The organism is Melioribacter sulfuriphilus, from assembly GCF_051488685.1.
Taxonomy (GTDB): domain Bacteria; phylum Bacteroidota; class Ignavibacteria; order Ignavibacteriales; family Melioribacteraceae; genus Melioribacter.
This window is the reverse complement of the sequence record NZ_JBPSEH010000013.1, coordinates 1-19,068: the sequence shown is the minus strand read 5'-3', so window position 1 is coordinate 19,068 and position 19,068 is coordinate 1. Positions and strand designations below refer to the sequence as shown.

The 19,068-nt window shown below is 30.9% G+C and carries 20 protein-coding genes; all 20 read right to left on the bottom strand.

Going from position 1 to position 19,068, the window contains the following annotated elements; genetic code table 11:
- Positions 1-23: 23 nt before the first annotated feature.
- Entirely contained in the window at positions 24-1,175 is a 1,152-nt protein-coding gene (locus ACSSV9_RS14175; RefSeq protein WP_437347920.1) for a glycosyltransferase family 4 protein, read from the bottom strand.
- A 9-nt stretch (positions 1,176-1,184) separates the two neighbouring features.
- Positions 1,185-2,969 (bottom strand): asparagine synthetase B family protein, encoded by a 1,785-nt coding sequence (locus ACSSV9_RS14170; RefSeq protein ID WP_437347919.1) that lies wholly within the window; start codon positions 2,967-2,969, stop codon positions 1,185-1,187.
- Position 2,970: 1 nt separating this feature from the next.
- Positions 2,971-3,963 carry an NAD(P)-dependent oxidoreductase gene (locus ACSSV9_RS14165; protein WP_437347918.1) on the bottom strand — a complete coding sequence of 331 codons (993 nt, stop codon included), beginning with the start codon at positions 3,961-3,963 and terminating at the stop codon, positions 2,971-2,973.
- Entirely contained in the window at positions 3,960-5,177 is a 1,218-nt protein-coding gene (locus ACSSV9_RS14160) for a carboxylate--amine ligase (RefSeq protein WP_437347917.1), read from the bottom strand. Before ACSSV9_RS14160 ends, ACSSV9_RS14165 begins: the two co-directional genes overlap by 4 nt.
- Entirely contained in the window at positions 5,150-6,148 is a 999-nt protein-coding gene (locus tag ACSSV9_RS14155; protein ID WP_437347916.1) for a polysaccharide deacetylase family protein, read from the bottom strand. The genes ACSSV9_RS14160 and ACSSV9_RS14155 overlap by 28 nt, the downstream gene beginning before the upstream one ends.
- Positions 6,141-7,226, bottom strand: coding sequence for a glycosyltransferase family 4 protein (locus tag ACSSV9_RS14150; protein ID WP_437347915.1), 1,086 nt, complete (start codon positions 7,224-7,226; stop codon positions 6,141-6,143). The genes ACSSV9_RS14155 and ACSSV9_RS14150 overlap by 8 nt, the downstream gene beginning before the upstream one ends.
- The gene (locus ACSSV9_RS14145) at positions 7,226-8,266 is read right to left on the bottom strand and encodes a glycosyltransferase family protein (protein ID WP_437347914.1); all 1,041 of its coding nucleotides are present in this window, start codon (positions 8,264-8,266) and stop codon (positions 7,226-7,228) included. The genes ACSSV9_RS14150 and ACSSV9_RS14145 overlap by 1 nt, the downstream gene beginning before the upstream one ends.
- 5 nt (positions 8,267-8,271) lie before the next feature.
- Positions 8,272-9,723 (bottom strand): O-antigen ligase family protein, encoded by a 1,452-nt coding sequence (locus ACSSV9_RS14140; RefSeq protein ID WP_437347913.1) that lies wholly within the window; start codon positions 9,721-9,723, stop codon positions 8,272-8,274.
- Positions 9,723-10,919, bottom strand: coding sequence for a glycosyltransferase family 4 protein (locus ACSSV9_RS14135; protein ID WP_437347912.1), 1,197 nt, complete (start codon positions 10,917-10,919; stop codon positions 9,723-9,725). The genes ACSSV9_RS14140 and ACSSV9_RS14135 overlap by 1 nt, the downstream gene beginning before the upstream one ends.
- Positions 10,916-11,632 carry a class I SAM-dependent methyltransferase gene (locus ACSSV9_RS14130; RefSeq protein ID WP_437347911.1) on the bottom strand — a complete coding sequence of 239 codons (717 nt, stop codon included), beginning with the start codon at positions 11,630-11,632 and terminating at the stop codon, positions 10,916-10,918. Before ACSSV9_RS14130 ends, ACSSV9_RS14135 begins: the two co-directional genes overlap by 4 nt.
- A 23-nt stretch (positions 11,633-11,655) precedes the next feature.
- Positions 11,656-13,113, bottom strand: a complete 1,458-nt coding sequence (locus ACSSV9_RS14125) for a lipopolysaccharide biosynthesis protein (RefSeq protein WP_437347910.1) — start codon at positions 13,111-13,113, stop codon at positions 11,656-11,658.
- Complete coding sequence (locus ACSSV9_RS14120; RefSeq protein WP_437347909.1) at positions 13,100-14,083, bottom strand: glycosyltransferase family 2 protein; 984 nt, start codon at positions 14,081-14,083, stop codon at positions 13,100-13,102. The genes ACSSV9_RS14125 and ACSSV9_RS14120 overlap by 14 nt, the downstream gene beginning before the upstream one ends.
- Positions 14,070-14,309 (bottom strand): LbetaH domain-containing protein, encoded by a 240-nt coding sequence (locus tag ACSSV9_RS14115; protein WP_437347908.1) that lies wholly within the window; start codon positions 14,307-14,309, stop codon positions 14,070-14,072. The genes ACSSV9_RS14120 and ACSSV9_RS14115 overlap by 14 nt, the downstream gene beginning before the upstream one ends.
- The gene (locus tag ACSSV9_RS14110; protein WP_437347907.1) at positions 14,309-14,554 is read right to left on the bottom strand and encodes a hypothetical protein; all 246 of its coding nucleotides are present in this window, start codon (positions 14,552-14,554) and stop codon (positions 14,309-14,311) included. The genes ACSSV9_RS14115 and ACSSV9_RS14110 overlap by 1 nt, the downstream gene beginning before the upstream one ends.
- Before the next feature lie 157 nt (positions 14,555-14,711).
- Positions 14,712-15,239 (bottom strand): GNAT family N-acetyltransferase, encoded by a 528-nt coding sequence (locus ACSSV9_RS14105; RefSeq protein ID WP_437347906.1) that lies wholly within the window; start codon positions 15,237-15,239, stop codon positions 14,712-14,714.
- A 154-nt stretch (positions 15,240-15,393) separates the two neighbouring features.
- Positions 15,394-15,633: a hypothetical protein gene (locus ACSSV9_RS14100; protein WP_437347905.1), complete on the bottom strand. Its 240-nt coding sequence runs from the start codon at positions 15,631-15,633 to the stop codon at positions 15,394-15,396.
- A gap of 85 nt (positions 15,634-15,718) precedes the next feature.
- A complete protein-coding gene (locus tag ACSSV9_RS14095) occupies positions 15,719-16,093 on the bottom strand; it encodes a GxxExxY protein (protein ID WP_437347904.1) in 375 nt (124 codons plus the stop codon).
- Between the two features lie 89 nt (positions 16,094-16,182).
- On the bottom strand, positions 16,183-17,361 hold the full coding sequence (locus ACSSV9_RS14090; RefSeq protein WP_437347903.1) for a DegT/DnrJ/EryC1/StrS family aminotransferase: 1,179 nt from the start codon (positions 17,359-17,361) through the stop codon (positions 16,183-16,185).
- Positions 17,358-17,885, bottom strand: coding sequence for a dTDP-4-dehydrorhamnose 3,5-epimerase family protein (locus tag ACSSV9_RS14085; protein ID WP_437347902.1), 528 nt, complete (start codon positions 17,883-17,885; stop codon positions 17,358-17,360). The genes ACSSV9_RS14090 and ACSSV9_RS14085 overlap by 4 nt, the downstream gene beginning before the upstream one ends.
- A 9-nt stretch (positions 17,886-17,894) precedes the next feature.
- On the bottom strand, positions 17,895-18,929 hold the full coding sequence (gmd, locus tag ACSSV9_RS14080) for a GDP-mannose 4,6-dehydratase (protein WP_437347950.1): 1,035 nt from the start codon (positions 18,927-18,929) through the stop codon (positions 17,895-17,897).
- Positions 18,930-19,068: the final 139 nt, after the last annotated feature.

Sequence of the window (19,068 nt, the reverse complement as noted above, 5' to 3'; positions counted from 1 at the left end):
TTTTGAATTTAATCATTATAAAATCATAACAATAATTTGTTATAAATATTTTCAAGTTCTTTTTCTTTTTTTAATAAATCTAAATTTTCTAAAGCAAAAATTTGTGCAGCTTTTCCTAATCTTTCTCTTCTTTCATGATCAATTGCTAAATCAATAATTGCATCGGCTAAGGAATTAACTTGATTCTCTTTTACTAAAATACCGGTTTTATTATTTTCAATAATATAAGGTATTCCTGCGTGATAAGTAGAAATGATAGGTAAACCGGTTGCCATAGCTTCTACAATGGCACCCGGTATGCCTTCTTTATCGCCATTAGGAGCGGTTACACTTGGATGTATAAAAACATCTGCATTTCTCAAAGCGGAAATATGTTCCGGAGAGCCATAAACAAGACTTGCATGCATCTTCACATATTTGAACATATTATTTTTTGCTATGTATTTTCTAATTTTCTTCTCCAAACTCCCTTTGCCATAAATATTTAATATAATATTTTCACATTTTGAACGGGCCATCCGAAATGCGTCTAATAAAAATATGTGACCTTTTTGTGGTTCCAATCCGGAAATAATTAAAAAATTTATTATAGAATTGTTAGAATAAGATCTCTTGATATAAAAATGCTGAACATCCGATCCATGATAATGAATAATAATTTTTTCTTCCTGACAGCCACTTTTAATTAAATCAATTTTCATATCCGGGCTCATGGCCAGAACTTTTGTAACATATGGAAAAAGTCTTTTCTTAAGCAGTACACCTCCATATCCCCCAAAACTATTTCTAAAGGATGATGCATCATACCCATAGAAAGAAACTACAGATGGTCTGCCAGAGTATCGAATTATATCGGTATAAATTAATGCATCTGAACCATAATGAAAATGCAAAATCGATACGTTATGATAATCCAAAAAATTTAGTACTTTTTTCACATCGGTCTTGGATAACTTTTTTAAATATCGAAAATTAATATCAATTAATTTATTTTTTGAAAGATTAAGTTCTATATAAGTATTGCTATATTCTGCAAATCCACCATCATCTTTATTAGTTTGATAACGATAAATTATTATTGGTTTGTAATCAATATGATGGGAAATCTGATTTTGTATAAAAGAGGCACGAAGTTGACTCTTTTTTCTGATAAAATGTGCTACGGTATTTTCCATACTAATTTTTTAATCCAAAATGAATAAATAATTTGATAAAATTTTATTTTTTTCTAATGAATAATGGTTTTCATTTTGATTTAATTCAATAATATATTGTTTAAAATTATCAATATTAAAAAAAGGTGACAATTTTAGGTTATCCTTAAAATTAACATTTAATAAATTCTTACACCAACGCGGACTATCAAAATCAGGATGTTTTTTCTTTGTAATAAACTTACGCCTATAATAAGCCAAAAAAATTAAATAACGCTTCAAAGGATGAAGCAATTGTTCCGGTTTATAACCACGATCTAAAGGTAAAGCCGCTAATTGTGGATTATTTTTTAATGTTATGTACGATTGAGGGAAACGTCCCCTCCAGCGGTATAAAATACTTTTAAATGAATTCCTAAATATAAAATTAAAATTTGTATTCAAAAGGTAATCTAAAATATCTAAATCGTAAAAGACAGGTATATTTTCTGCCTGATAGCGTATCAAGTGCATTTGAGAACCATAAAATCTTCTAAATCCTAATTCAATTAAATCGAGATAATAATATAAGTGAGGCTTTGAGGAGGATTTGATGGTACTAATAAATTTTCTTCTTGCCTTTATAGACTGATAAATTTTTTCGTAATTTTTCTTGATAAATTTATCTTCAACGAGTGAGGCAAAGTCTGACTTTTTTTGAAAAAAGTCTAAGTCAAAATTTTTATTTTGATAAACAATATTAAAATAATCTTCATTAAAATAATCATGTTTTAGATGAATAGGTCCTAAAATTTCCCCGGCCAACAAACCGGTATAAACTTTATTCCCATAATCACTAACAGGAAGATGTTGAAAACAATATAACGTACTTTGCTGTTCAAATATCAAGTTTCCATCTGAGAGATTTATGGTATCCAGTGCATTTTGATAATAATTGTTTTCAAACTGGTCATGGAGATAAATAGAAAAATGTCTGAAATTCAGGTTTTGAGCGATTTTTTCAGGAATAAGCGTATTTTCACCATTTTTTTGGCCAAAAGAATAAGTGTCAAATTTTATATTAAACTTACTTGCTGCAGAAACTACCGCACGCCCATCATTACCACCTGTAAGAGATATTAAAATTTGATTCTGGTTCCAAACCCTGCTAAGAAATACTCTATTAAAAATGTTTGCCAATTCATCTAATGAAAATTTCCTTTGATCATCTCTGAGAGCAAAATCAAATAAAGAAAAATATTTTTTAACTTCAAAAGTATTGTTTTTCAATTTAAGTATTGCACCATTGTCCAAAGAACTAATGCCGTAAAAGACAGTACTATTACTGATATTGTAATCAAAGATTAATTTTTCCAGTAATCCGGATTCATTTATCGTAAGGTTAAATTGTTTATAAAAATACAATGACGAAGAAATATATGGTATCTTTCCTATTGTGCCATAATAAACAGGCTTTAAGCCTAATGGATCATTTATAACACTCAGTTTTGAATTGACCTTATCATAGAATAAAATAGCATAATTTCCTCGTAAATTTTTAGTTGGATTTTTTAATAATTCTAGGTGTTCTAACAAATAAGGTGCATCAATTTGTCCCTTATCTATGGCATGAATTGGATGATAAATACTTCCATAAATCCCAATAAAGGTGTTTTCATCTTCGGCCGTATCTCTCTCGTTCTGGTAAGAAAAAGATTCCAAAACAAGATCTTTCAACTTTACCGTTTTTTTAATGTGTAAACTTTCGTTAAAATAGGGTAATACAAGATTTGGCTTTATCCTATTTTCAGTTTTATAAACAAAAAATTCAAACATATTAGGATACCATTTTGTTTAATTTATGAACAAAGTCTCTTTGAATTTCATCAACAAAAAGGTTGATATTGCCAGCAATATGAGGTGTAATAACAATATATTGATTTTTCCATTTTTTATCCCAAAACTTTAACGGTTCCCTTGAAAACACATCGAGAACAGCACATTGTATTTTTTTACTCTTTAAGCTCACAAGCAAGTCTTCCTCTTTAATAATATCTCCCCTGGAAGTATTTATAAGTATTGAATTTTCTTTCATGTAAGATAAACTAACGTGGTTGATAATGTGCTTTGTATCCTGAGTAAGTGGAAGTGCTATAATTAATATATCAATATTTTGAAGAAACGATTTCAATTCATTACCAATATACCATTTATCGATGAATTCATTAGAACCTTTACTTTTATCAAAACCGTAAACCCTACATCCTAGTCGTTTAAAATTCCTTGCGATCAACTTTCCATTATTTCCAACTCCCATAACACCGATAATTTTATTACTTATGGATACATACTTTGTTGATAGGAATGTATTTTGGTCCCATTTACATTTATTTTGATTTTTTATTGCCACATGCAATTTTCGATGAGCCATTAATGCTACTGCTAGAGTATATTCTGCAATGGCCTCAGATGCAATTTGTTTAGGATTGGAAATTGTGATTTGCTTTGGGATATATATTGAATTCAAGAAATCTAATCCAGATGTGCCAAAATAAATAAACTTCACCTGACTGTTTCTTAAATCAACGTAACGACTAAGTCCCCATAGAAAACAAAAATCGGCATCTTTTAATAATTTCGCAGTAATAAATTTATTGCGAGAATATATTATTTCTGATTGATTATAGGCATGGAAATGTTTAGCAAGATTCATTTCCCATTTTTCGATAGAAAAATAATTATTTATCTGCACAAGAATTTTATACGATTTATTACTTTCCCAATTAATAGGATGTAAGGATGAAACAAGTTTAATTATTAACCGTTTCATGACCAGTATTTCTTTAACAAATATAGAGGTACTTTTAACAACTTCATTCCAAATCTAATTTCATACAAACTCGGTAAAAGATCATCCTTGGAAAAATCGGAGAAAATTTTTTTCCCCTTGAGTGTATGTAGCCATTTTCCGAAACTTAATCCATCCTCTTTACGATAGGAGAAGAATGAATTAATATCAGAATATATATTTACCCATTTAATGCCTTCTTGGTAAGATGTAAGTTTAGGGAATGGCTCCCCGGTTAAATCGAGATATTGAATAAGGGGAAAGTTTATACCACACGCTGCCGCAAGACTATTTTGCTGCCAATATCGGGGATTTATTTCTATAAGTTTAAGATTATTTTCTTTATTGTCTAATTTAAACTCTGCGGAACCGACACCACGATAGCCAATTCCTGTAAATAATTTTCTACCAATTTCTATCAATTCAGTATCATAGATACTTTCAACTACACAACCAATACCAAAATGAGGTGGTGCTTGCCTGATTTTCTTTAAACAAAACTCAGCAGTTATTTGCCCATTTTTATTTATATATGTACAATATTTTACATGATTCGTATCTGGACCTTCAATAATTTCTTGAACTAATAGTTTTAGTTTAAAATTACGTATATTTTTATAGATTTTATAATAATCGTCGAGTGTATTCGCTTTAAATCCTTTTAAAGACCCACCAAAAGCCTTGCGCCATGCATTTACATCTATCCCTTTTATGAATATGGGAAATCTTAATTCCTTAATTTTTTCTATATCTCTCTCATCTTCTATAATAACAGTTTTAGGAACATTTATATCTGCCTTTTGGGCTAATAAATATTGTGAGTATTTATTGGAGATTTGTTGAATTAATGTTGAATTTGGTCCATTGTATAGTAAATATTTTGAAAGTAAATGCCTATACTTTATCAGAATTTGCAGATATTCGTCTGAGGTAATAAAAATCGGTAAAGGTTTATCTTGTTTTTTTAAAAAATTTAAAAGGCCTTCAATAAAATCAGCCTCCTTATTTTGAGGATGAGATAATATGATTGGTACTACATATTTACTATAATAACCAATGTCTTTTTTATAATCAACTCCAAAAACTTTAATACCACTCCGACCTAAGCTTCTAATTACTCCAAGGCCGGTTTCAAAAAGGCCAAGGACCAAAGCAGGATATTCATATTTCAATATGCTATTTCCTTCTGTAGCCAACTAATATAATTATCAACTGTACTTAAGAATATATTTTCTTTATGGATATTTAAATAAGAGAATATTTCTGGTAGTACTTTATTTAAAAATTTTTCATCAAATGAAGGATGAAACCAAAAATTACAAACCGTATTAGTTTTAATTGCTCTATCAATTATTTTTTTATAACGATAAATATGATAATCCAATGACCACCCATCTCGCCAAACAAACTCATAGGTACGCTTCATTTCCCATATCCCATTGTCATGTTTTACAGGATATCCCAATATATTTCCTGTATCGCTTTGAAAGGAAGTAAAGCCGAGTTCAACTAATTGGGGTAAATTTCCTATTGTATGACCTGGATGCACAAATGATTTTAATGAAAGTCCTAGTTTAGAAGCCTCCTTTTTACAAGCATTAATCTCAGCGCAAAACAATTCAGGAGTGCAAACTTCATCTCTGCAATCAATGTGAGAAAAGGTATGGCAGCCAATTTCGTGTTGTACATTGCTATTTAAAATCATTTCAATTAAATCAGGCGCATACCATTCGGGAGCCTCTAAATAATTTGAACAGGGATCATATTCAAACCAATCTTTTCCATTAAAATCCCAGTATTTACCTTTATAAGGTGCAATTTGAGGGATTTCAGGATGCGCTTTCCCATTATAACATCGACATTCTTTTAGGAATAAATGGCCCACAGTAGCCCAGGTTATGGGAATATTAAAATTTTCACACAGTTGTAATATTTTAAGTATATTTTCACGCTCACGCCTTGCTAAAAATATTGCTTTTTTATATGGATTGTCTATGTCTTTTACGTATCTGGGAGCCCATGCAAGCTCAAAATCGGCAGTTATCGTCATCACCGCTTTAAATGGCTTCGGTATAAATTTTTGCCAATCGTTACCTTTTTCTATTTTTGGATTGCGCCCAATTATAAAATTAAGTTTACTCAAAATATTTTTCAATCTTTTAGGCATTATATATTTTCATTAAATGTTCAACATAAGTGTCGTAATTAAAATTAGAAGAAGCATAATTATATGCTTCCTCAATTTTTTCTTTAATTTGACATTTATTAGAAATACAGTTTTCAATTTTTTCAGCTAGTTCCTTGTCATTCCCTGTTTCAAAAAGTTCAAAGTATCTTCCATTTGAGGATAATTCTTTCATAACAGGAATATCACTAGCAATTACTGACTTTTTGCTTAAAAGAGCTTCAATAACCGACACACCAAACGTTTCACTTTTTGATGAAAAAACAAATAGATCACACAGTTGAATATATTTTGAAGCATCAGGCAATCTATCTAGATAAAATATACGCTGATTGAAATCTGCATAACAGGTATGTTTTATACATTCATCTGTATATTGATTTATTTTACCAATAAAGATTAGTTTTAAATTTTTATAAACTGATTTTATCCGATTAAAGGCTTTTAAAAGAGTTAAATGATCCTTTTCCGGCCTAAAATTTCCAATCATAAGAATTAAATAATCTTTAACATCATATTTAATTTTATTTAAAAAATATACTTTATCATATTCTGTTATGTTAGTCGGTTTCTTTACCGCATTATATAAAACCTTAATTTTTTTATACGGATAGTCCGAATGAATTAAATGTGATTTAACAGCATAACTAACAGCTATAATTTGATATGTAAAGGGCAACAAAACTTTTTCCATTAAATAAACCAAATCTTTTTTTTCACGCATAAGATGAATAGAATAAAAAATCTTTATTTTAGGATTTAGTATTTTTAAACAAAAAGCATACAATAATTCAATTTCTTGATGAGCATGTACAATATAAATTCGTTTTTTTTTTAAGATTCTATTTATTTTAAATATTACACCTAAATCAAGAAATCTCTTTCTAAAAAGTAAATAATAAAAATTGTATTTATTTTTTAATTCATTAATTAATGTGCCATTTTTTATAAACACCATGTGAATTTCAATAAATGGCTGGTTGTGATTAAATAGATGTAATAGTAGGTTTTCGGTTCCCCCGGGATCAAAACTAGAACGGATATGAAGTGTTCTAATCATTACAGTTTTTCCAAGATTCTTTTCAACACCACATCGGCGGTAAATTTTGTTTTTACGAATTGCTGTAATTCCTGAAGAGTTCTTTCTCGTAAGTTATCGTTTTCCAGGTACTTTTGGGCAACGTATCTGGCTTCATCATAGGTATGAATTATTGGTAAATCTACTCCTTGGAAAAAGGTATCATGATCTTTACGGTATTCCACCAGTGGCAAGACACCCATGGCGATGCAATCAAAAACGCGTAAGTGTACGCCGTTTAAAATGGCTGGATTGGCATCCACCGTATAAACCTTGGCACTTTTACTCATGATAACCAATTGTTCCAAACTCATTCGATCTTTCAATAAATAAAACTTAGGTTTTAATTCAGGGAAGAATTCCAACCAACGCAACCATTTGTTATTACCATATACTCGAGTGTCAAATTGGGCAAATTTACTTAGAAAAAGTGTTCGTTTATAGCCCCAAGTATCGGCATAGCCGGTACCTACAAACAACACTTCACAAGTATAATCCTTACGCTCTGAATCGGTCGGTTCTCTGAATTCCATTAAGCTTTCATCAAAACCGGGGAAATCAACCACCACATTTTTAATACCCAATAATTTCAATTGATCTGCCCAGAAGGAATCTGGAGAAATGATTAAATCTGCCAAAAATAACAAATGCATATAATAACGATTGGTGGGAGTAAAATAAGGAGAATCTCCCATAATAAATAAGATTTTAGCACTATTTTTTTTAAAATAATTTATTGTTTCAGGTAAGAGCATCTCATTATTGTAAATGAAAACCATATCCGGTTTCTGCTGATCGAATATTTCCCGATGTTTTTTGTTGATTTGGGGCAAAAAATAGGTTTCCCATTTTTCACGGTATCTATATGGTAAACGGAAAATCTGGGTATTCATCTGATTTTGCCATTTATTTATGTAATTGCGATAATCATGATGATAAACCGTAAAACCCAGTCGCTTAAAACCACTTGCTATAGTTTTATGTAAAGTATAAAATGAAGGGATTAGTAATAATATTTTCATTTTACTCAACTCGTTTCTGTGATTACGTTTGTTTTGTAATTTCTCTCAATAGATTCTATTGTACTGACGTAATAAAAAACCCTTTGACCCATCATAAATAACAGAGCTATAGCAAAAGCATTATTAAAACCAATTAAATAGCCAAACCATTGAACTGAAGTGTGTATGATCAGAATGCTTAAGGAAAAAGAAATTAAAACTAAAGGAACATTTTTATTTGTCTTACCCTTTTTTAAGCGTTGATATTTCTCTAACATCTTCTTAATAAAATTCCCCCATAAAAGCATCCAGAGCGTAAAACCAATCAATCCAGAAGACATGAGAAGGTTATGATACCCCACATGCCCGTCTCCATATTGCTGATACTCATCACCAATTCCCCAACCGATTATTGGATTTTCTCTGAAACCTTCCATAGGTCTTTTAGCTCGTACATCAAAACGTTGAACGGTTCCCCCTGCGGTGATATCTCCCTTAAGGAAATATTCCAAGGTTTCATAGCGTTCTAACGAGAGTTCCACCTGTTTTTTTAGAACCGGTAATGTCATCATTAAGCTTATTATGAATATCGCAGAAGTAGCAATCTGAATAAAGGTTTTTAGTGGATTTTGGACAGAAACCAATATGTAAAATCCTGCCAGAAACAGCGACGCAATCAACCAGGAACGTGTGGCCGTTATATAAATACTGAAAACAGACAGCACCAGAATCGAGTTGAGATATTTTTTATTAAAATATTCATTTTTAATAGTTAAATAATAAATACTGCCCCACAAGGCAATAAATGGAATAAATATGCCATATACCGGACGCAATGCAGCTTCGACTTCTTCAATACCTCCGGGTGCATCTACCACTTCACTGGCCATTCCTCCAAAAAAAGTCGAAAATTCCAGCCCGGTAACAATTTTATAAATTTGTGTGATTAAAACAAAAAATACGAAGGAAAATATTAACCGAAAAAAAGAAAAAAGTTGTTTTTCATCTTTTAAAGCATTTGGCAAAATAAACAGAAGCAACCACGGGAGTGTCATGCGTATAGTAGCAGTGGTTTTATAAAAACCAAAAGCAATGATTTGTATTATGAAATAGGAAAATATTAAAACGAAATTGGTCTTTAAGAATATCGGTACTTTCCTCTTTTTTTGAAAATACTTAAGAAATGCAACAATAATTAACACTAAATTAAAATATAGATTACCAAATGGACTATTAGAAAGCAGTGAAAAAGAATGGACAGCATCGCTATTAGAAAATAGAAAACCTGGTTCACTTGAAATAATAAATACAAACGCCAACCAGAAGTAATCTCGTTTAGATCGCCAGAAGGCGATGAGCAAAATGATTTGAAAAACGGTACCAATAATTTGCGGCGTTTTGTAGATGATCAAAACAGAAATTACAAAAAGAGCATATAATTGTAAGGTTTCATTTTTCGTTAATTTAAATTTTTTCATTAGGATTCTGTTATTAAACCTCTTTCTACCATTTCCTGATGTAATTTTTTAACAATATTATCCCAATTCAATTTATCTTTTGCAAACTGATGACCGTATTCACCATATTTTTCAATTAAATGTGGATTGTTTATTAAATATTTCAGGGCATTAGCTAAAGCTTTTGGATCGTCCTTTTCAATGATAATACCAGCTTTATTTTCAATAATTTTACGCGGGGAAACATATTTAGTGGTAATAATAGCATTTCTAAAATACATTGCTTCCGAAAATACGTTTGCAAAACCCTCATATCTGGAAGGTAAACAGAATATTCTAGCTTTTTGATATAGCTGAAACAACTTAATTTTATCAATATGACCATGAAAATGTATTCTGGATTTGAGTTCTGGATATTGAATAAAATAATCTTCCAAATAAGATTTAAATTTTTCATCTATAGTACCTGCAAAATGCAATTCCCAATTATGATTTTCTCTTATTTTCGCAAAGGATTCTAATAACAGATCTGTCGCTTTAGAATACGTTCCCAAATTCCCAACATTTAAAATTATATTATCCTTTTTTTTAGCTCCATGTTGCCTACTTTTATTTTCAAATAAATCAACAACATGTCCATTATAAACGATTATTATTTTATTTTTAAAAAAAGGATATTTGTTTTCATAAAATATTTTCGATTCTTCATCTTCAACGCTAAACAAGTCAACAATATGAATTAAATAATTCTTTAATAAAAAATTCTTTATTCTTTGCCCAAAACTTACCCTTTTATTTTCCTCAAATACCATTGCAGGTATTATTTTTTTGTCAAATATTTTTTCCCAGGGATATGGACCTGTGTAATTGCAGTTGTCCATTTTTAAATAAATAAACACATCATGAACGAACAGTTTGCATAATAATGCCACAAATATATTATGAAATCCAATGTGAAATATATTGAATATTTGCAGGCGCCCCCGGGTTTTTAAGAAAAATAGAATTAATTTGAAATATCTAACAATTTTATTTTTTGGTAAACATATTATCTTTAAATATTCTTTCGTTTCTTTTAATTTTTCACAACTTTCATTAGTTATAATATAACTATCATATCCCAGGGTTTTTCTGAACCTAAAAGGAATTTGTCCGGGATCCTTAAATAAATGAATGTCAGAATAATTAGGGAAATAGGTAACAAAGATCTTATTCATTTTTTAAATGTTAACCAAATTTCAGGTTCTCTAAAAGAATCAAATTTCTTATCAATAAATGTAAATCCAATATTTTCAAAAAATTTAACTACAGATTCACCATTATCATTAATATTTGTTTGTAATTCATATTTTCCACCATGTGCTTCATCATTTTCTTTCGATAAATCAGGATAAGGTAATACTACTTTTAAAAGCCCATTGTTTTTCAATATCTTAAAAAATTGTTTTAATACAATTGTAGGACTATATGCATGTTCAAGAGTATGCGAAGAATAGATAATATCAAATTCACCTTCATTGAACATTTCTAATTTATGCATATCCGCTTTAATTACCTGAAAACCATAACTTCTAGCTAACTTAACTTTTTCTTCAGAAAGTTCAACTCCTACTACATTCAAAAATCCTAATTCTTTAAAAACTTTTAAACCGACTCCATCGCCACACGCTATATCCAAAATTTTTGCATAACGAGGGATATTAATAAATTCACTTTTTATATATTTTTCTTGACCCTTTGCCCAATGTACATTTTGTGATTCATGGCTTTTATATTTTTCTGTTTGTATTTTAAGATACTTTGAATAGTTGTAAATTATATCTTTATATGATTTTGGATTAGGCTTAATAATTTTCCTTATTTTAATTGGAAAATTTTTAATGATCCTTTTCACATTTGAGAGAACGAGTTTTTTAGGATTATTCAACATATCCTTCCTTATTTATTAATTTGTTAAAAAATAAATCTATACTTTGCAGGAATATATGGTATTATTTCATCTTTAAATGCCTTATAAATTCTAAGATTAGTAAGTTTAAAAAACACAAAGAAAAATATTATACTGACGAATGGTAAACTTATTAAAATCAATATATCACCTATTATATAAAGCTTAATACCCTCCAGCACAAAATAAACTAAAATTGAAATAAATACCACTGTAAACAAATCCTTTAATTGCTCTGTAACTGGATACTTAAGTTGAATCTTAATTAAAAAAGTTGTAACCAAATAAGTAATGAATCCAGCTATTATCTGACCTGTAATAATTATAGAAATACCAAATTTAAAAGTTATTAATAAAGCTACAAATAATATGGATTTTAATAAAATGTCGATTTTTAGAGATAGATCACTCCTACCTATAGCATTAAAAATATTTTGGTTCAGCATAAAAACAGGAAAGTATATCCCCATTAAATAAAACAACTTAATATAAGGCGACGCAGGCATCCATTTTTCTGTTAATAATAAATGAATAAAAGGATCGGTTGTTACAATAAGTAGTGTAACCAAAGGGATAGAAAAAAGAATCAGCAATCGGTGCGTTTTTATATAAGCTCGCAAGAATCTCTCTCTGTCATCCTGTATTGATGAGAAAACCGGGAAAGTTACACGTCCATAAGCAATGGTTGATTGCTGAATAAACATATCGTAAAATCTTTTACCTCTGGTATAAAAGCCTAGATCAGCAGTTGAAAAGTATTTACCGATTAACGGGAAATACATATTAGTAAAAATTGCATTTGAAAGCCCTTGCAGGAATATTTTCCAACCATAATTATATAATTCTTTAAAACGGCTTATACTAAAAACAAAATTTGGTCTCCAATTGCATTTTATCCATAACAGTAAACTACGTAAAAATGCTCCTACCAAAGTCTGAAATACCAGTGCCCAAACTGCAAATCCGTTTATTGCAAATAGAACTCCTGTTACTCCTGAAAAAATAGTGGAAATAAAACTTATTTTTGCCTGTTTTTTAAAATTTATTTCTTTGGAAAGTATTGTAAGTTGAACTCCCGCAAAGGGTCCAATGATTAAACTTAATGATACCACTTTGGCAATCGACACTAAAGCCGGCTCTTCAAAATATGCGGCAATATAATCTGAAAAAATAAATATCAATATATAAAATAAAGAGCCTGCCGTTAAATTAAACCAGAAAACCGTTGAAAAATCTTTATCATCCGCATTTTTTTTTTGAATTAATGCCATCTGTAAACCGCTTTCGGAAAACATACCAGCAACAGCGATGAAAATTGCCATTAACCCGATTAATCCATAGTCTTCCGGTGAGAGTAATCTGGCTATCCAAATACTAAAACCAAATCGTATAAAATATACACCAAATTGGTCAGAGATGCTCCAAAACAAACCTTTTAGAGTTTTATTTCTAAGATTTTGCAATTTTCTCTTTTTTTATTCCCATTAAAAAAATGAATAGCTTGCCAAACGATTTCCACATTTTTGGAAAATATAATATTATGGCTGGGTTTAATTTTATTGCCCGGTAAATATATTTGATAGGAATTATTTTATACCCTTGTTTAGCAACATTGACGGCAATCCCAACCCAACTTTTTGAAAATTTATATTTTAAATATTTTGAAAGTTCCTTTTTGTATTGCTCTCTGCTTTCATATTTTATGATTCTCTGAAATTTTTTATAAATATCAAAAGCCTCTTTTTCATATTGAACAAAGTGGGCATACTCTGTTTGATTTTTATGAATTCCACGGTAAATAAGTTTTTCTCCGAGAATAGCTATTGGATATTTTGTTAATACTTTTGGCCAGTATAATTCATCAGTAGCAATCACATCTTCATCAAAAAATCCTACTTTTTTTATCTTATCCATATAAAACATTACACTGGAGCATGCTATGTAGGATCCATGATTAACCACAAATTCGTAAATTTGCCCCTTTTTGTAATAATGTGCTTGTGGATTTTTTTTTGAAGGAATTATTTCACCATTCTCACTAATAAATTCCTCATAACCACCTACAAGTGCGTATTCAGGATTAGATTGAAAAAAATTGTACAGTGTTTCAATTGAATTGGTTTGCAACATGTCATCTTGATGCAATATTAATAAATATTCCGTTTTGCAATACGCAAAACATTTATTCCAATTAGAAGGATAACCTATATTAGTCTCAATGCGATAATACTTAATATTAGTTTGTGGATTTTTATTTATTATAGATAGTATCACTTCCGTGCTATTGTCAGTGGATGCATCGTCTACAATAATAATATCATGAACCTTTTTAGATTGGTTTAGAATACTATTAATTGCCCTTTCTAAAAATTTGGCCCCATTATAAACAGGAATGGCCACAGATACTCTTAAGGTTTCTTTACCATTTGACATTTTTTTTCACCAATTTTTCCGGATTTCCCGCCAAAACTACTTCGTTATAAATAAATTTTTTATTGGTCAAGCTATTAGCCCCAACAATACATCCATCTCCAATTTCAGCTTTTTTTAAGATCAAAGTTTGGCATCCAATCCAAACGTGATTACTTATAATGATGGATTTATCTTCATTAATTCTTTTATTCTGTTCATCATAAATCGAGTAGGCATCCGTATCCATCACCAAAATATCCCATGAAAGCAAACAACCATTTCCAAAATGTATTTCTTTAAAACAAGAGATTTCTGACTGGCTGTAATTAAAAAATTCTGCCCAAAAGTAAGTTCGGCATTCTTTCCAACAGCTATCTTAGACCCGGCGCCAAAACCAGCTTTACCCTTAAAAACAACTGTTCCTTCAACATTCCATAAAGAATATTCATTCGTATCATTAATCGAAACATGAGCAAAACCAATGAAGATCATTCCTTTTTTTATGTGAGACGTTTCAATTAAAACTTTCCCTTTTAGTGACTGTAGGCGCACTTTATGCGTCAATCAAACTGGTAATTTTATAGCTGTTCTAAAATCAAAGTAATGAAAATTAAACAAGAGTGTTTTTGGAAGCCCCAATAAAAAGAGTTTAAGCTTTTTGATATTCATCTTTTAGCATACTCATTATTATATAATCCCAATACTTACCATGCCGAAAATAAAATTGAGGGAGTCGGCCGGTTTCTTTAAAGCCCACTTTTTCATAAAGCTTTTTTGCATTGGGATTAAAATCAGCAACTTTCAGATAAACCATATGCATATTGTAATGGTTAAACAAAAATTCCAAGACCATTTCATAACTTTTTTTGCCAAACCCTTTACCGCGGTATTCCGGCAAAATATCAAGTCCAATTTCACAATTTTTATGCAACCAGTTAATGTTTTGTATTCGAAGTCTACCTATAATTTCTTCTGGTTTTTCGGCAAAGCAAATCACATAACGTTGATCGTTTTTCTTTTTATGTAAATTTTTCCACCATTCGATCTGGTCTTCTTCATCGATAAAGTCAATATTAAGCAGATTCATCCAGGTACTGGGATCATTGTGCAACTTGCGTAATATTTCTAAATCTTCTTTTTCTATTACCCTAAATGATAAATCTTGATATATAAACATATTATAATCTCTTCAAAATTATTGAAAATTTTCTTTTTAGCATTGATAGCCTGACATTCAAGAAACGCCACTTCTTTAACCACCTATCAAGCCTTATTTTAGCTACTTCAGTAGACGGGTATCGCAATCCAGGATATTGTGCCAGACACGCCATCTAACGTAACGGTTTTTCCATTTGTGTTGTCACGAAACCAGCCACTTTATGCTTTAAGGCTATTTCCCTTGTGGTATGGTAATCATCACCTGCTACAACATAAAAATAATCGGCAATTGCTTTCCCGGGCGCATCCGGATTGGGATCTACCACTACGGATATTAATCCTAAATTATTTGAAGCTTCTATCAGGCTATACTGGTTCAGTCCGGCGCCAAATATTAAAATTTTTTTCTGCATCGTGTTTTACCCTAGATTCACACAGATTTTGACACAGATTAACACAAAGAAATCCGTGACATATCTGTGGCCTTTTGTGGTTCATCTACATGACATACCGGTTAATTCCTTTTTTAAGGTCAGCCACATTGAAATTGATTAACAGCCCTAATTTTATTTTGGCAAGCTTTAAATAAGTCAGTATTTGAGCAATATGAACCTCGTTGATGGCCTCAACTGATTTTAACTCAACGATGACCTTGTTGTTAACCAATAAATCAATACGGTATCCCGCATCAAGTTTTATTTCATCATATACAACCGGTAAAGCTTTTTCTACCTCAACCTGGTATTTCATTTTCCGCAACTCATAAGCCAGACATACCTGATAGGTAGATTCCAATAAACCCGGGCCGAGGTTACGATGCACCTTGTAAGCACAGCCGATGATGTCATAAGATATTTTGTTTAAAGTTTCCATTTGTTTTTACCACAGATTTACACAGATTTTGGCACAGATTAACACAGAAAAATCCGTGACATATCTGTGGCCATCTGTGGTTTTAAAATTTAACCACATACCTTTCTTACGGCTTCAACAACTTTTTTCATTTCTTCTTCTGTCAAAGATGGATAAATAGGTAATCGCAACAATCCCGAAAAGAACCGCATGGAATTGGGTAATTCTTCATCCGTGCCCAGGTGTTGGTAGAATTTATTGCGATGGAGCGGCGTATAATGCACATTGGCATACACTCCTTCTGCCCGCAAAGCATCCATGATCCAATATTTATGTTCAGGTGGTACCAGGATGTAAAAAATATGCCAGTTGGTTTTGGCACCTTGTGTAATTTTGGGCAATTTTATGTTCGGTAAATCTTTCAATTGCTCGATATAATATTCCGCTATTTCAGCACGTCTCGCATTCATCCAGTCTATCTTTTTCAATTGCGATAAGCCCAGAGCACCTAAAATATTGGACTGCACATAAGAATTACCAATCGTTACATATTCATAATAACCACGGTCTTTATTATCTACTAAAAAGGATTGCTTATTGGTACCTTTTTCGCGCATGTAGATTACTTTTTCGGCAATACCATCATCATCGGTTACCAGTGCACCACCCTCGCCTGTGGTGAGATTTTTAGTGCCATGGAAGCTAAAGGTAGAAACATGCGCTAAGGTACCTGTTTTTTGTCCTTTGTATTCAGATCCTATGGATTGGGCGGTATCATGCACTACATAAAGGTTATATTTTTTAGCAATTTCCACGATGGGATCCATATCGGCTGGATTCCCGGCATAATCTACAGGAGCTATAGCCACTGTTTTTTCGCTGATAGAGGTTTCGATCTTGTTAACATCAATATTACCATTATCCGGGTCTACATCCACAAGTTTTACTTTTAAATTATTAAGCAAAGGACCAAGTGCGGTGGATGTGTAGGTAAAATTGGGTACTAATACTTCTGAATCCGGTGGAAATTCTTTTGCCCTAAAGGCTAGATCTAAAGCCGTTGTGCAAGAATTTGTATAAAACACATGCTTAACGCCTAAATATTCAGATAATCTCTTTTCAAATTCCATACAGGCAGGTCCATTACCACTAACTATTGTAGAACGCATAGCTTCTTCTACCGCTTTAAAATCCTCTTCATCTAGATAAGTTTTATGAATAGGTATAATTACATTCGATACAGGATGACCGCCTTTTATTGCTAAAATCGGTTTATTTTTATTTATCATTTGTCTCTCTCCTGTAAAATAGGATTTTTACATGGCCAATTTATATTTAACCTTGGATCGTTCCATTTAACAACAAACTGATCTTTGGCATCAATATATTCTCCTTTATAACTCAATTTATAGTGAAATACAGCTTCATCTCCGACAACACAATAACCATTAACAAAATTTGGGGGTACTAAAATTGTCCTTTTGTTTTTATCGTTTAGAATCCAACTTTCCCATTTTAAGTAATTAGGAGAATCACGACGATAATCTACAACTACTTCAAATATTTCCCCTTTAACACATGAAATTAATTTCCAAGTTTTAGTATCCCCATGTAAACCTCTTAAAACATTTTTTTTAGAAATCGCAAATTTATCATGAATAAATGTTGTACCTTCAGGCAGAAACTGATCATAAATTTCTTTAATATACGAAGTATAAATATCTCCTCTTTCATCTATAAAAACAGATGGTTCAAAAATTACTACTTCTGTTAAAATTTTTGATCTACTTATTTTAATATCCTTTATACTCATTGTTGGATCCTATTTTTTAGTTAGTAGCTCATAATCAGCTTTGACCATGATAGAAACCAGCTCTTCAAATTTTGTTTTGGGTTCCCAATTTAGAACCTTTTTTGCTTTTGTATAATCTCCAACTAGAAGCTCTACATCTGTAGGCCTAAAATATGTTGGATCAACTTCAATTAAAACTTTACCGCTTTTTTTATCAATTCCTTTTTCACTTATTCCTTCACCTTCCCATTCAATCTCGATTCCAACTTCTCTAAAAGCTGCTGTGGCAAATTCTCTGACAGAATGTGTCTCTCCTGTTGCTAGAACATAATCATCTGGTTCAGTTTGTTGCAACATTAACCACATTCCTTCTACATATTCGGGAGCATATCCCCAGTCTCGCTTTGCGTCTAAATTACCTAAAAATAGTTTATTTTGTAATCCTAGCTTTATACGTACTGCAGATAAAGTTATTTTTCTTGTAACAAAATTTTCTGCTCTTCTAGGAGATTCATGGTTAAATAAAATTCCATTGCATGCATATAAATTATAAGCTTCTCTGTAATTTTTGACTATCCAATATGCATACAATTTTGCCACGCCATATGGGGACCTTGGATAAAAAGGCGAATTTTCGTTTTGAGGAATTTCCTGAACTTTACCAAATAATTCGCTTGTCGATGCTTGATAAAATTTTGTTTTTAGACCTGTTTCCTTTATGGCATCAAGAAATCTTAAAACACCCAAAGCGTCCACTTCAGCAGTATATTCAGGAACTTCAAAAGAAATTTTTACATGGCTTTGCGCTGCTAAATTATAAATTTCATCAGGTTGTACTTTTTCTAATATTCGATTTAAATTACTTGAATCTGTTAAATCTCCATAATAGCCAAAAAATTTTTTTTCTTCACGATTATATTTTTCAGCTATAGGATCAATTCGTTCTGTATTAAAAACACTTGTACGTCTAATAATTCCATGTACTTCATAACCTTTTTCTAATAAAAACTCAGAAAGATATGAACCATCTTGACCAGTAATTCCGGTTATTAGGGCTTTTTTAATCATATATTAATCCTAACTTATTATGTTCGATAACATATATAATAATTGCTATACTTACTTTATTTTAGAGACATCTGAAAAATTCAATTAGAGGAACAGATTTATAAGTATTGTCGTTTTCATTGAAAAAATAAATCAT